Genomic DNA, 12,915 nt, shown 5'->3' with positions numbered 1-12,915 from the left:
CAACAGTCACCTTCTAAGGAAAGGAGAGGATTCATGGGACAACTGATCGAAGGTCGCTGGGACACCGGCTGGTACGACACCAAGAGCACCGGCGGGGCGTTCAAGCGCAACGCCGCAAGCTGGCGCAACTGGGTGACGGCGGATGGCAGCGCCGGCCCCTCGGGCGAGGGGGGCTTCAAGGCCGAAAGCGGGCGCTATCACCTCTATGTTTCCTATGCTTGCCCCTGGGCCCACCGGGCGCTTATTTTCCGCAGCCTCAAAGGGTTAGAGGATCACATCGGGCTGTCGGTGGTGCACCCCGACATGCTGGAAAACGGCTGGGAGTTGCGCGCGGATTTTGACGGCGCAACGGGCGATATGCTGGGCGACGCCGAATATATGCACCAGGTCTATACCCGCGCCGATCCGCTGATGACTGGGCGCGTGACGGTGCCGGTTTTGTGGGACACGGCGCGCAAGACCATCGTCTCGAACGAGAGTTCCGAGATCATCCGCATGTTCAATTCCGCGTTTGACGGGATTACCGGCAACACGCTGGATTTCTGGCCTGCCGATCTGCGCGAGGCCATCGAGCCGGTGAATGCGCGGATTTACGATACGTTTAACAACGGGGTCTACAAGGCGGGCTTTGCCACCACGCAAAAGGCCTATGATGACGCCGTCGGGCCGCTGTTTGAGACGCTCGGCTGGCTGGAAACGCGGTTGAGTGACCGGCGGTTCCTGATGGGTGACCGGGTGACGGAAGCCGACTGGCGGCTGTTTACCACGCTGGTGCGTTTCGATGCGGTGTACCACGGCCACTTCAAGTGCAACCGCCGCCGGATCGTCGATTATCCGACCCTGTGGGACTATACCCGCGCCCTGTATCAGGTCCCGGGCGTGGCGCAGACGGTGCGGCTGGATCACATCACGCGGCACTATTACTACAGCCATGACACGGTTAATCCGCACCGGATTGTGCCCATCGGCCCGGCTCTGGACTTCGACGCGCCGCATGGGCGTGGCGATGTGCTGGGCTCGGCACGCTGACGGTTGTGCCAGCCGCGATGCAACCCCCGCGCCCGGTCAGGGCGCGGGGTTTGCGTTTTGCCGGGGTCGCGGTGCAAAAATCGCCACAATTTGAGGAAAAAAGCTGGAATCAAAACCGCGATGGCGTTTAGAAATTAACCCTTGGGGCGGCATGATTTCGTAAACTGCCCTGAAAGGTGGTCTGGTGCCGCCGTCAGCAAGGGTCGCGCCGTGACGATTCACTCACCGTCGAACAATGCCCAGATCTGGAATGTCGCGCCCAAACTGGGCGTGGATCTGGCGCGCGTGATTGAGGGGGCGGTGATGACGCCCGCTGATCTGTCGGAAATGCTGCTGAATTGCGCGCGCTGCTGGCACACAAAGAAATGCGCGCGCTGGCAATACAGCGCGCGCGGTCAGGTTTGCGGACACATGCCAGCGTTCTGCGCCAACCGTGATATCCTGAATGATGTCGCCGCGCGCTAACCGCGCGGCGCCTGATCAGGTATCCAGATTTTCCACGTTCAGTGCGTTCTTCTGGATGAACTCGCGGCGCGGTTCCACCACGTCACCCATCAGCTTGCTGAAAATGTCGTCCGCTTCGGCCACGTCGTCGACCTTGACCTGCAGCAGCGTGCGCGCTTCGGGGTCCAGCGTGGTTTCCCACAGCTGGCCCGGGTTCATCTCACCCAGACCCTTGTAGCGTTGCAGCGACAGCCCGCGCTGACCTTCATCGAGCATGGCTTGCAGCAGCTCGACCGGGCCGTGAATCGTCTGCATCCGGTCCCGACGCGAGAGTTGCGACAGGCTGGAATAGACGTTGCGCGTTTCGCCCGACAGGCGCGACAGCCGCCGCGCTTCGCCCGAGCGCAACACAGCGCCGTCCAGATTGCGGATCTCTTCCACGCCGCGCAGGATGCGCGACAGGCGGATGCCCTGCTCTTGCGTGATGCGGCCGGTCCAGCCACGCTCGTATTCTTTGGCAACCATATCAAGCCGTTGCGCGACATTATTTGCCACGGCTTGCAGGTCGCCATCCACCCGGCCCGGATCGAACGCACCGGCAAGCGCGGCCTGTTCCAGCACGTTGCGCGGGTAATGCGTCGGGAAGGCGTCGAGCACGCGTTTGAAGGCGCGCGCCGCTTCGACAACGCGCTGCAGGTCTTGCCCGGCGATCACTTCGCCGGTGTTCAACTTCAGCGAGGCACCATCAATGCCCTGCGCGATCAGGTAATCTTCCAGCGCCGGGACGTCCTTGAGGTACACTTCCGACCGCCCGCGCGCCACTTTGTAGAGCGGCGGCTCGGCGATATAGAGGTGCCCGCCTTCGATCAGTTGCGGCATCTGGCGGTAGAAGAAGGTCAGCAGCAGCGTGCGGATGTGGGCGCCGTCGACGTCAGCATCGGTCATGATGACGATCTTGTGGTAGCGCAGCTTGCCAAGGTCGAACTCGTCGCGGCCGATGCCGGTGCCCAGTGCGGTGATCAGCGTGCCGATCTCCTGACTGGACAGCATCCGGTCAAAGCGCGCACGCTCGACGTTCAGGATCTTGCCCTTGAGCGGCAGCACGGCCTGATTCTGCCGCGAGCGGCCCTGCTTGGCCGACCCGCCGGCCGAGTCACCCTCGACCAGGAACAATTCAGACTTGGACGGATCGCGTTCCTGACAATCGGCCAGCTTGCCGGGCAGCGACGCCACATCCAGCGCGGTCTTGCGGCGGGTCAGGTCGCGGGCCTTGCGCGCGGCCTCACGGGCCAGCGCGGCCTCGACGATTTTGCCGACGATCTGCTTGGCGTGGCTGGGGTTTTCCTCGAACCACTCGCTCAGCTTTTCGTTGACCAGATTCTCAACCGCCGGGCGCACCTCGGACGAGACCAGCTTGTCCTTGGTCTGCGAGCTGAACTTGGGGTCAGGCACCTTGACCGACAGCACGCAGGTCAGGCCTTCGCGCGCATCATCGCCGGTGAAGCTGATCTTTTCCTTCTTCGCGATCCCCGAGGATTGCGCATAGGCGTTGATCGTGCGGGTCAGCGCGCCACGGAAGCCCGCCATATGCGTGCCGCCATCGCGCTGCGGAATGTTGTTGGTGAAGGGCAGCACCGTCTCGTGGTAGCTGTCGTTCCACCACATCGCCACTTCAACGCCGATGCCGTCTTTCTCGCCGGTGATCCAGATCGGTTCCGGCATGACCGGGGTCTTCGAACGATCAAGGTAGCGCACGAATTCGCGCACGCCGCCCTCATAGCAGAATTCGGTCCGCAGCGGTTCGGCCGGGCGCTCGTCCTCGATGACGATCATCACGCCCGAGTTCAGGAACGCCAGCTCACGCAGGCGGTTTTCCAGCGTCTGGAACTTGTATTCCAGATTGGAGAACGTGCCATCCGGGCGGTTGGTCTTGGCGCTGGCCATGAAGCGCACTTCTGTGCCCTTCTCGCCCTCGGCGGCGGGGCCTTCTTCGCGCAGATGGATCGCGGTGTCGCCGTTTTCAAACCGCGCGTACCATTCCTTGCCGCCGCGCCAGATGCGCAACTCAAGCCAGTCGGACAGTGCGTTGACCACAGACACGCCGACGCCGTGCAGGCCGCCCGAAACCTTATAGCTGTTCTGATCGAATTTACCGCCCGCGTGCAGCTGGGTCATGATGACCTCGGCCGCCGAGACGCCTTCTTCGGTGTGGATATCGGTCGGAATCCCGCGACCGTTATCGCGCACCGACACGCTGCTGTCGGCGTGGATCTTTACGCTGACGGCGGTGGCGTGACCGGCCAGAGCCTCGTCAATACCGTTATCGACAACCTCGTACACCATGTGGTGCAGGCCAGAGCCATCGTCGGTATCGCCGATATACATTCCGGGGCGTTTGCGAACTGCATCCAAGCCCTTGAGAACTTTAATAGAATCAGCGCCGTAATCCTCGCGCGGGGCGGGTTGAGCCGTCATGCTGACCTTCCGTAATTTACCTGCCCGATACCTACCGGATTCCGGGGGGTTGTCACGCATCAGACACAAGATTTGGGGGGCTACGGGCGGGTTGGCGACTATTGCCGGGAAAGCGTCGCCGTGGCGTCGGGGGTGACGCCGGTTTCGCTCCATGTCACCAGCAAAGCGCCTTTGCCGTCGCCGCGCAGTGACAGGCTCAGATCATCGGTGCACTCCGCGAACCCGGCAACCAGATGCTCGGATCCCGTGGCCGTGGTTTCGGTGATCGCGTCGAAGCGCCAGAAGGCCGAGCAGGGGAAGTCCGGGTAATCCACGATCGCGCCATCGGGTCGCAGGATCAGCAGCATCTGCCATCGCTGGCCGTCGGTTTGTGTGCCCTCGCCGATCCATGTGCCCGTATGGCTTTCGGTAAAGCTTTGCGCGGCTGCGGGGGCGGCTGCGAGGGTCAACAGCAGGGCAAGTCGGAGCATGGGCACGATCCCTTGGTCAGAGGCGGTGAAAGCGCAGCGGCGAGCCTGCGCTGCGGGCAATGATGCGCTTGGCTTCCAGATCCAGCTGGACGGCCTTCATCCACCAGCCGACCTTCTCGCCGCCGGGAAACAGATCCTCGGGCAGATGCGCTTTCATCGCGGCCTGCGCGTCGCGCGCCGTCAGGCCGGGGGCTTCGGCGGGCAGGACCGCCAGCAAGGCCGCGCGCGCAGCGTCATATTTCGCGCGGTTGACCCGGTAGCGCTTGCCGGGCTGGATGACGTTCTCGATCTCGATCGTGTCGCTCATGACGTGGTCTCCAGGGGTGGCATCGGGTCCATGCGGAAAAAGCGGAAGCCGGTGGCAGCCCAGGCCCCCAGCAACCGCAGCATGAAGCGCGCCGACTGGCGTCTGGCACCGGGAATGCCGTCGTCAGGGACGCTGCCGGGCAGGGCATCCATCAGCATCGTGCGCATTTCGACCGGCGGCGGCGCGTCGAAACGCGCGGCATAGAGCGAGCGCCAGTGCCCGCCCTTGAATTCCAGATACATCGGCGCGTTGCAGCAGGTGGCGACCACCCGCCGCGAGCCGCCCTCGCGCAGCAGATGCGCACGCAGCGTCTCGCCGCCGCGCACGACCTGCGCGCGGTCTTTGCGCCACAAGACGAAGGGTGTGCCGCCGTTGGCATCGGTCACCGGGCTGGCGCCCGGCAGCGCGGCCAGTTCGGCGGCGGCCTGCCGGCACGAGGTGCAATGGCAGGTGGCGGTCAGAATGGGCGTACCACTCAGCGCCAACGCGGTCTTGCCGCAGTGACAGGTCAGGTCGGTCATGCGTCCTCCGGTGCGAACAACAGGTCAAGATAGTGCCGCAGGTGGTCGATCCCCTCACGCGCGGCCTCGGGCCCGCCGCCAGCCTTGGCCAGCACGAAGGCGCCCTGAAGCACGGCCTGCGTGTGGCGGGCCAGACTGGCGGCATCGGGTGTGGTAAGGCCGCGCGCCGCCATTGCGGCAGCGATATCGGCCTCAAGCGTCGCGGCGTGGCCAAAGATCGCCGCGCCGCAGGCCTCGGCGATGGCGGGATGGGTGGTGTGGGTCTCTTCGGCCATGGTGCCGACGAGGCAGGTGTATTCCCATGTCTCGCCCGCGATCAGCGCGCGGCGAAAGTCCAGATAGGCGCGCACCCGGTCCAGCGGATCGGCGGGGGCGTGATAGGGCGCGGCGGCAAAGAACGCGCCGGTGCTTTGCGCCCAGAAGTCGGCGGCAGCGATGCCCAACGCTTCTTTCGATGCAAAATGGTGAAAGAACGCCCCCTTGGTCACCCCGGCGCTGGTGCAAAGGTCATCGACGCTGGTGGCGGCGAATCCCTTTGCCCGGATCACATCGCGCGCCGCTTCCAGCAGGCGCTGACGGGCGTGACCGCGTTCGGGGGCGTGTTTCGTCGGTCTGGACATGCGCTGAACATACCAGACGGTCGGTATTCAGGCAAGCTTGCCGTCGTCGTCCAGCGTCCAGAACGGGTTGTGGGCCACTTCCCAGACATGGCCGTCCAGATCGGCATAATAGCCCGAATACCCGCCCCAAAAGACCTTTTCCGGGGTTTTCAGCGCCGTCGCGCCCGCCTTCAACGCCTGAGCGAAGGCGACATCGACCTCTTGCGGGCTGTTGAAGTTCTGCGCCAGCGTCACGGCGCCGGTGCCCAGCGTGGCACCGGGGCGGCCCTGATCTTCGGCCAGCGGTTCCAGCCCGAACAGACCCAGCTTCATTCCGCCCAGATCATAGAAGACAACGCCCGGGGTGCTTTCGCTGCTCTCCCATCCCAGCGCGTCGTAAAAGGCCCTTGCCCGCTGCAGATCAGCGACGCCAAGGGTGATCAGGTTTACGCGTTGCGGAGTCATGGCAGTTCCTCTTGGGTCAGGCGGGACTGGCCGCCAGTTTCGGTAAGTCGGAAAGCTTGGGCACGCGGGCCCAGCGGCGTGAACAGCTCGGGGCCGGTGCCGGTCAGGAAAGCCTGCGCGCCCAGATCACACAGCGCATCATAAAGCGCGGCGCGGCGGCCGTCATCCAGATGTGCGGCAACCTCGTCGAGCAAGAGCAGTGGCGCGTGGCCGCTGTCTTGATGCAGCGCGCGGGCATGGGCAAGGATCGTCGCGATCAGCAGCGCCTTTTGCTCGCCGGTCGAGCATTGCGCGGCGGGGCGGGCGCGGGCGGCCCACAGCGCGCTCAGATCGGCGCGGTGCGGGCCGATAAGCGTGCGCCCGGCAGCCATATCGCGGCGGCGGCCTTCGGCCAGTGCGGGGGCCAGATCGTCGGGGCTGTCATCCGCCAGCGACAGATCGGCCTGCGGGAAGGGGCTGGCCGGGTCCGCCGCCTTCGCCAGACGGTCGAGCGTGGCGCGGCGGTTCTGCGTCACCTGCGTGCCAGACGTCGCCATCTGCTGCTCCAGCGCGCCGTACCACGCGGGATCGGTGACGCCTTCCCGCAGCAGGCGATTGCGCTCGCGCATGGCTTTTTCATAGGCCAGCGTGGCCTCGGCATGGTCCGGCTCGAACCCGAGCACCAGTCGGTCGAGGAACCGCCGCCGCCCCTCGGAGGCTTCGATCCACAGCCGGTCCATCGCCGGCGTCAGCCACAGCATCGCCGCCAGCCGCCCCAGCGCCGTCTGCGTCGCCAGCTTGCCGTCGATGCGCACGGTGCGGCTGGAGCCGGGGCTGGCGGTGGTTTCGATCTCATGCGGGGTCGCACCCCGGTGCAACTCGGCGCTGATCTTCCAGCCCAGTGCGGCGGGTTGGCCGATCAACTCCTCGGGCGCGGCGCGGCGCAGCCCGCGACCGGGGCTGAGCAGGGAAATCGCCTCAAGCAGATTGGTCTTGCCCGCCCCGTTGTCGCCATACAGCACCACGGGCCGCCCGTCGAACGCCACCTCGGCCCGCGGATGCGAGCGGAACTGCGAGAGGGTAAGCTGGGCAAGGTGCAGGGTCATGCGAGAGGGTTAAGCAACAACGCGCGTAACCGCAATGGAAAGGGCCTCGTCTTGCGACAAGGCCCAATTCAGACACCGGATCATCGCTTGCAATCGCGCGTGTGACCCGGCGGCCCCGGGTGGGGTCTTGATGCGGATGCTTCCAGCGCCGCCAGGAGGCCGTGGTCGCCGTCAAAGGACGCAGACAATTCGATTCAAATTGCCCGCTTCTTTGCTCTGCAAATATCCTCGGGGGGCGAGCCGAAGGCGAGGGGGCGGAAAGCCCCCTTTCTTTACACCCGCATCGGCATCACGACATACACCGCCGAGGCATCAGAGCCTTCGCGCACCAGCGCCGGTTCGCCTGACGAGTTGAACATGAACACGGCGTTCTCGCGGTCAATCTGGCTGGCGATTTCCAGCAGGTATTTGGCGTTGAAGCCGATCTCCAGCCGTTCGTCGCCATAGGCCACGACCAGCTCTTCCTCGGCGGTGCCGCTGTCGGGGGCATTGACGCTCAGCGTCAGCTTGTCCTCTTCCAGGATCAGCTTGACCGCGCGCGAGCGCTCAGAGGACACCGTCGCCACGCGGTCCACCGCCTTGGCGAAATCGGACGCATCCACTTCCAGCCGCTTGGTATTGCCGACGGGAATCACCCGCGTGTAATCGGGGAAGGTGCCGTCGATGACCTTCGAGGTCAGGGCGATTTCCGGTGTGGCAAAGCGCACCTTGGTTTCCGACACCGAAATCGCGATGTCGGCCTCGTCATCATCCAGCAGCTTGCGCAGCTCATTCACCGTCTTGCGCGGCACGATCACGCCCGGCATGCCCACGGCCGCTTCCGGCAGCGGCGTGTCGATGCGGGCCAGACGGTGGCCATCGGTGGCGACGCAGCGCAGCACGCGACCGTCTTCGCCCTCGGCCACATGCATGTAGACGCCGTTGAGGTAATAGCGGGTTTCCTCGGTCGAGATGGCGAATTTCGACTTCTCGAACAGACGGCGCAGATCGCCCGCCTTGGCCGAGAAATTGCTCTGATACTCGGACGAGGCCATCACCGGGAAATCTTCGCGCGGCAGGGTGGCCAGCGCGAAGGTCGAGCGCCCTGCTTCCACCGTCAGCCGGCCGGTGCGTTGGTCGTCGGTCAGCGAGACCAGCGCGCCATCGGGCAGTTTGCGCACGATTTCATGCAGCATGACCGCCGACACGGTGGTCGCCCCGGCGCGTTCGACCATGGCGGCGGCCTTGTCGACGACCTCGATATCCAGATCGGTGGCCCTGAAGCTGACGGTCGAGCCTTCGGCCTCGATCAGCACGTTGGCCAGGATCGGGATGGTATTGCGACGCTCGACCACCGACTGCGCCTGCGCGACGGCCTTCAACAGCGTTGCGCGTTCGATGCTGAGCTTCATTTCCAAACCCTCTCCGACACGTCTGGCCGGTGCCGATAAGTCATCGGCCCGGCCAGTCTGTTTTTGTTCCTGTTTGTTTGCGGCCCTTTGAGGGCCACGTCAAGGTCAGCTTTCCAGAAGACGGCGCAGCAATTCAAGGTCTTCGGCCAGTTGGCTGTCGGATGCGCGCAGTTCTTCGACTTTGCGCACGCCGTGCAGGATTGTGGTGTGGTCGCGCCCGCCAAAGCGGCGGCCGATATCGGGCAGCGAGCGGGTGGTCATCTGCTTGGACAGATACATCGCCACCTGACGCGGCCGCGCGATGGTGCGCAGGCGCTTGGGGCCGATCATGTCGCTGAGGCGGATGTTGTAATGCTCGGCCACCTTGCGCTGAATTTCCTCGACCGTGACCTTGCGCTCGGACGAGCGCAGGATGTCGGCAAGGCAGTCCTGCGTCATGTCCAGCGTGATGTCGCGGCCCAGAAGCGACGCAAGGGCCAGCAGGCGGGTCAGCGCACCTTCGAGCACGCGGACGTTGTTGGTGATTCGGTGGGCCAGGAACTCCAGCACGTCCGAGTTGATCGCCACGTCGCCATAGTTGGCGCGGTTCATCTCGGCTTTTTGCTGCAGGATGCCCAAGCGCAGTTCGTAATCGGTCGGGTGCAGATCGACCACCAGCCCCGATTGCAACCGGCTCTTGATGCGTTCTTCCAGATCCTTGATCTCTCCGGGCGCGCGGTCGGCCGAAATGATGATCTGCTTGTTCTGGTCGATCAGCGCGTTGAACGTGTGGAAGAATTCTTCCTGCGTCGATTCCTTGCCGGCGATGAACTGCACGTCATCGACCATCAGGATATCTACCGAACGGAACAGGCTTTTGAAATCAAGCGTCTGGCGGTCGCGCAGGGCCTGCACGAAGCGGTACATGAACTGCTCGGCGCTCAGATACATCACGCGGGCTTCGGGGTTGCGGGACTGAATTTCCCACGCGATGGCGTGCATCAGGTGCGTCTTGCCCAAGCCGACGCCGCCATACAGGAACAGCGGGTTGAAGCTGACGGCAGCGCCCTCGGCGACCCGGCGGGCGGCGGCATGGGCCAGCGCGTTGGGTTTGCCGACGACGAAATTGTCGAAGGTAAAGCGCGCGTCCAGCGGCGCTGCGGGCAGCTCGTCGTCGCCTTTGCCGGGCGCAGCGGCGCGGGTCGGCGCGATATAGCTGGGCGGTGCCGGGGCGGGCGCGGGCTGCTGCGCGACGGGGGCGGCGGCACCGGGGGCGCGGACCTGCACGGCGATCTCGATCCGCTGGGCGGGCATGCCGGCGGCACCCATCGCACGCAGCATCGGGTCCGCAAAGTTGCGGTTCACCCAATTGGCGATGAAGTTGGTCGGCGCGGTCAGGTGCGCAACGCCGTCTTCAACCGCGCTCAGCTCAAGCGGTGCGATCCAGGTTATGAAATTGTGGTCGCCGACCTGTTCCTTGATCTTGTTGCGTACATTGCCCCACACCGCGTTTGTCATTCTGTCCCGACCCAAAAGTGCCGCACCGGCAGAGGTGCGGAAGTATTTCATTTTTATGACGCCCGGTTAATCCGGGTTGCCGAAAGGCGACGCAGTCGACCAGAGACACCGCTTGCAAAAGCGGCGCGCGGGCAAAAGGGGATCAGGAGACACCGGAGGCAGTCTTCCGGGCCGATAGGCGACACGACACACCCCCTCGGACCGCAGTGGCGCGAGGTGACAGATCGAGGCGCTTCTGACGTGACCCCCCCAAGGGCTTTGTGAATCGCAAGACCACGCTATCCCGGTGCGCGCAGCGGCATCAACCGAACAACTTGCTTGACAGGACCGGGGGTGAAAGGAATCGGTTTGGGCGTAGTTTTCGTGCCACAGTGACGGGCGCGTAACGCAAAAAAGCGCACCAAGGGCGCGCTTTTTCTTTACTTATCAAGGGCTTAGCCTTTGAATATCAGGCGGTCAGCGATTTCACGCGCGACGCAAGGCGCGACATTTTCCGCGACGCGGTATTCTTGTGCAGAACGCCTTTGGAAACGCCACGCGCCAGCTCGGGCTGCACTTCGATCAGGGCAGCTTTGGCGACTTCAGCGTCGCCCGAGGCAATCGCTTCTTCCACTTTGCGCAAATAGGTGCGGATGCGCGAGCGGCGGGCTTTGTTGATTTCAAAGCGGGCGTCCGCCTGACGGGCGCGTTTTTGGGATTGTGACGTATTGGCCATGGTCTGGGCTCTTTCCGGGTCTGTTACAATATCTTCGCGCACAGACCCACCAATCCCTCAGGATCAGGTCGATTCTCGCCTTAAGCGGGCCCACGCGCATGTGACGGTGGCGATTAAAGCAAACGCGCACCAAAGGAAAGGGGGAATCGCCTCCCCCTCAGGTCTTGCAGGATCAGCGGTCGCGGAACTGCGCTTCGCGCTTCTCAAGGAAGGCGCTCATGCCCTCTTTCTGGTCTTCGCTGGCGAACAGGGCGTGGAACACCCGGCGTTCGAACAGCAGGCCTTCGCGCAGCGTGGTCTCATAGCTGCGGTTGACCGCCTCTTTGACCACTTTTGCCGCCAGCCCCGACTTGGACGCGATCTTCTGCGCCGCACCCAGCGCTTCTTCCATCAGTTTCTTGGTCGGCACGACGCGGCTGACCAGCCCCGAACGCTCGGCCTCTTCGGCATCCATGAAGCGGCCGGTCAGGTGCATGTCCATCGCCTTGGACTTGCCCACCAGACGGGTCAGGCGCTGCGTGCCACCGATCCCGGCGACAACGCCCAGATTGATCTCGGGCTGGCCGAATTTGGCGTTTTCCGCGCAGATGATGAAGTCGCACATCATCGCCAGTTCACAGCCACCTCCCAGCGCATAACCCGACACCGCCGCGATGATCGGCTTGCGGACGGCCATGATGACCTCGGATTCGGGGGCAAAGAAGTCTTCGGTGAACACGTCGACAAAGGACTTCGGTGCCATCTCGCTGATATCAGCCCCGGCGGCGAACGCCTTTTCCGAGCCGGTGAGCACGATGCACCGCACCTTGTCGTTCTTGTCTGCGGCTTTGAGAGCCTCGGCCAGTTCGCTCAGCAGCTGCGAGTTCAGGGCATTGAGAGCTTCAGGCCGATTCAGTCGAATCACGGCAACATGCTGAGCGATTTCGACGAGAATGGTTTCGTACGCCATGAGGGGTTCCCTGTGGTCGTTTCCGGACCCGTGTCTAGCAGGATGGGACAGGGGTTCAAGCTATCTCTGACAGCGCGAACAATAGTAGCTGGAGCGCCCGCTTTGCACGATGCGCGCGATGGTTCCGGTGCAGCCGGGGGTGGGGCAGGGCTGGGTTTCGCGGTCATAGACGCGGAAGGAATGCTGGAAATAGCCCAGCTCGCCATCGGCCTGCCGGTAATCGCGCAGGCTGGAGCCGCCCGCCTCGATCGCCTCTTGCAGCACCAGCCGGATCTCGGTGGCCAGCACGTCCAGCTCTGCCCGCGCGATCTTTCCGCCCGCGCGTTCGGGGTGGATATGGGCGCGGTGAAGCGCCTCGCAGACATAGATATTGCCCAGGCCTGCCACCAGCTTCTGATCCAGCAGCAGCGCCTTGATCGGCCCTTTGCGCCCGGCCAGTTTCAGCGCCAGCAGATCGGCGCTGAATTCGTTGCCCAGCGGTTCCGGCCCCAGCGCCGCCAGCAGCGGATGGCTGTCCGCCGTCGCCGTCGGCATCAGGTCCATCGCGCCAAAGCGGCGCGGATCGTTGAAGGTCACACGCGCGCCGCCCTCCATGTCGAACACCACATGGTCGTGTTTTTCCGGCATCGGGTGCTGGTGGTGGAACTGCCCCGGCACATAGGGCGCCGCCAGCCCTGACACCGTCATCCGCCCGCTCATCCCCAGATGGATCAGCAGCGATTCGCCCGTGTCCAGATCGGCCAGAATGTATTTCGACCGCCGGCGCAGCCGGTCAACGCGCGCGCCGGTCAGGCGTTCGGCCATGCGTTCGGGGAAGGGCCAGCGCAGATCGGGCCGTCGGACCTCGGCCAGCGCGATGCGCTGACCCTCCATCGCCGGGGCAAGGCCACGGCGGACGGTTTCCACCTCGGGTAATTCGGGCAAGGGGCGCTCCATTCTGGCAATGCGCAGGGGTCGCATTGTGAGGA

The 12,915-nt window shown here is 64.3% G+C and carries 14 protein-coding genes; 2 read left to right on the top strand and 12 right to left on the bottom strand.

The features are described from left to right. The first annotated feature begins 33 nt into the window (after positions 1–33). The gene (locus tag OKW52_RS02160) at positions 34–1,029 is read left to right on the top strand and encodes a glutathione S-transferase family protein (RefSeq protein ID WP_264504252.1); all 996 of its coding nucleotides are present in this window, start codon (positions 34–36) and stop codon (positions 1,027–1,029) included. Positions 1,030–1,239: 210 nt separating this feature from the next. Further along, positions 1,240–1,494, top strand: coding sequence for a DUF6455 family protein (locus OKW52_RS02155; RefSeq protein ID WP_264504251.1), 255 nt, complete (start codon positions 1,240–1,242; stop codon positions 1,492–1,494). A 15-nt stretch (positions 1,495–1,509) separates the two neighbouring features. Here OKW52_RS02155 and gyrB read toward each other — a convergent pair whose 3' ends face one another. From gyrB to mutM, 12 genes are all read right to left on the bottom strand, one after another. Next, positions 1,510–3,948: a DNA topoisomerase (ATP-hydrolyzing) subunit B gene (gene gyrB / locus OKW52_RS02150; protein WP_264504250.1), complete on the bottom strand. Its 2,439-nt coding sequence runs from the start codon at positions 3,946–3,948 to the stop codon at positions 1,510–1,512. Between the two features lie 98 nt (positions 3,949–4,046). Continuing rightward, entirely contained in the window at positions 4,047–4,418 is a 372-nt protein-coding gene (locus OKW52_RS02145) for a hypothetical protein (protein WP_264504249.1), read from the bottom strand. Positions 4,419–4,434: 16 nt separating this feature from the next. Beyond that, entirely contained in the window at positions 4,435–4,725 is a 291-nt protein-coding gene (locus OKW52_RS02140; protein WP_264504248.1) for a DUF6958 family protein, read from the bottom strand. Then, entirely contained in the window at positions 4,722–5,246 is a 525-nt protein-coding gene (locus OKW52_RS02135) for a GFA family protein (protein ID WP_264504247.1), read from the bottom strand. The genes OKW52_RS02140 and OKW52_RS02135 overlap by 4 nt, the downstream gene beginning before the upstream one ends. Next, positions 5,243–5,866, bottom strand: a complete 624-nt coding sequence (locus OKW52_RS02130) for a TetR/AcrR family transcriptional regulator (protein ID WP_264504246.1) — start codon at positions 5,864–5,866, stop codon at positions 5,243–5,245. The genes OKW52_RS02135 and OKW52_RS02130 overlap by 4 nt, the downstream gene beginning before the upstream one ends. A gap of 27 nt (positions 5,867–5,893) precedes the next feature. Next, positions 5,894–6,310, bottom strand: coding sequence for a VOC family protein (locus OKW52_RS02125; protein ID WP_264504245.1), 417 nt, complete (start codon positions 6,308–6,310; stop codon positions 5,894–5,896). After that, positions 6,307–7,395 carry a DNA replication/repair protein RecF gene (gene recF / locus OKW52_RS02120; RefSeq protein ID WP_264504244.1) on the bottom strand — a complete coding sequence of 363 codons (1,089 nt, stop codon included), beginning with the start codon at positions 7,393–7,395 and terminating at the stop codon, positions 6,307–6,309. Before recF ends, OKW52_RS02125 begins: the two co-directional genes overlap by 4 nt. A gap of 272 nt (positions 7,396–7,667) precedes the next feature. Then, positions 7,668–8,786 carry a DNA polymerase III subunit beta gene (dnaN, locus tag OKW52_RS02115; protein WP_264504243.1) on the bottom strand — a complete coding sequence of 373 codons (1,119 nt, stop codon included), beginning with the start codon at positions 8,784–8,786 and terminating at the stop codon, positions 7,668–7,670. Positions 8,787–8,891: 105 nt separating this feature from the next. Beyond that, a complete protein-coding gene (gene dnaA, locus OKW52_RS02110) occupies positions 8,892–10,283 on the bottom strand; it encodes a chromosomal replication initiator protein DnaA (RefSeq protein ID WP_264504242.1) in 1,392 nt (463 codons plus the stop codon). A 448-nt stretch (positions 10,284–10,731) separates the two neighbouring features. Beyond that, complete coding sequence (gene rpsT, locus OKW52_RS02105) at positions 10,732–10,998, bottom strand: 30S ribosomal protein S20 (RefSeq protein WP_264504241.1); 267 nt, start codon at positions 10,996–10,998, stop codon at positions 10,732–10,734. Between the two features lie 172 nt (positions 10,999–11,170). Then, a complete protein-coding gene (locus OKW52_RS02100) occupies positions 11,171–11,947 on the bottom strand; it encodes an enoyl-CoA hydratase (protein ID WP_264504240.1) in 777 nt (258 codons plus the stop codon). A 60-nt stretch (positions 11,948–12,007) separates the two neighbouring features. Further along, positions 12,008–12,871, bottom strand: coding sequence for a bifunctional DNA-formamidopyrimidine glycosylase/DNA-(apurinic or apyrimidinic site) lyase (gene mutM / locus OKW52_RS02095; RefSeq protein WP_264504239.1), 864 nt, complete (start codon positions 12,869–12,871; stop codon positions 12,008–12,010). Between the last annotated feature and the right edge of the window lie 44 nt (positions 12,872–12,915).

Origin of the sequence: Pararhodobacter zhoushanensis, from assembly GCF_025949695.1 — a bacterium.
GTDB classification, from domain to species: domain Bacteria; phylum Pseudomonadota; class Alphaproteobacteria; order Rhodobacterales; family Rhodobacteraceae; genus Pararhodobacter; species Pararhodobacter zhoushanensis_A.
The sequence above is the reverse complement of the archived record's forward strand: the minus strand, read 5'-3'. Positions and strand labels throughout refer to the sequence as shown.

What these genes read in the sequence shown, in the direction of transcription:
- OKW52_RS02160 (WP_264504252.1), top strand. Translation starts at nt 34, where the DNA reads ATGGGACAACTGATCGAAGGTCGCTGGGACACCGGCTGGTACGACACC.
- gyrB (WP_264504250.1), bottom strand. Translation starts at nt 3,948, where the DNA reads ATGACGGCTCAACCCGCCCCGCGCGAGGATTACGGCGCTGATTCTATT.
- OKW52_RS02145 (WP_264504249.1), bottom strand. Translation starts at nt 4,418, where the DNA reads ATGCTCCGACTTGCCCTGCTGTTGACCCTCGCAGCCGCCCCCGCAGCC.
- OKW52_RS02140 (WP_264504248.1), bottom strand. Translation starts at nt 4,725, where the DNA reads ATGAGCGACACGATCGAGATCGAGAACGTCATCCAGCCCGGCAAGCGC.
- OKW52_RS02135 (WP_264504247.1), bottom strand. Translation starts at nt 5,246, where the DNA reads ATGACCGACCTGACCTGTCACTGCGGCAAGACCGCGTTGGCGCTGAGT.
- OKW52_RS02130 (WP_264504246.1), bottom strand. Translation starts at nt 5,866, where the DNA reads ATGTCCAGACCGACGAAACACGCCCCCGAACGCGGTCACGCCCGTCAG.
- OKW52_RS02125 (WP_264504245.1), bottom strand. Translation starts at nt 6,310, where the DNA reads ATGACTCCGCAACGCGTAAACCTGATCACCCTTGGCGTCGCTGATCTG.
- recF (WP_264504244.1), bottom strand. Translation starts at nt 7,395, where the DNA reads ATGACCCTGCACCTTGCCCAGCTTACCCTCTCGCAGTTCCGCTCGCAT.
- dnaN (WP_264504243.1), bottom strand. Translation starts at nt 8,786, where the DNA reads ATGAAGCTCAGCATCGAACGCGCAACGCTGTTGAAGGCCGTCGCGCAG.
- dnaA (WP_264504242.1), bottom strand. Translation starts at nt 10,283, where the DNA reads ATGACAAACGCGGTGTGGGGCAATGTACGCAACAAGATCAAGGAACAG.
- rpsT (WP_264504241.1), bottom strand. Translation starts at nt 10,998, where the DNA reads ATGGCCAATACGTCACAATCCCAAAAACGCGCCCGTCAGGCGGACGCC.
- OKW52_RS02100 (WP_264504240.1), bottom strand. Translation starts at nt 11,947, where the DNA reads ATGGCGTACGAAACCATTCTCGTCGAAATCGCTCAGCATGTTGCCGTG.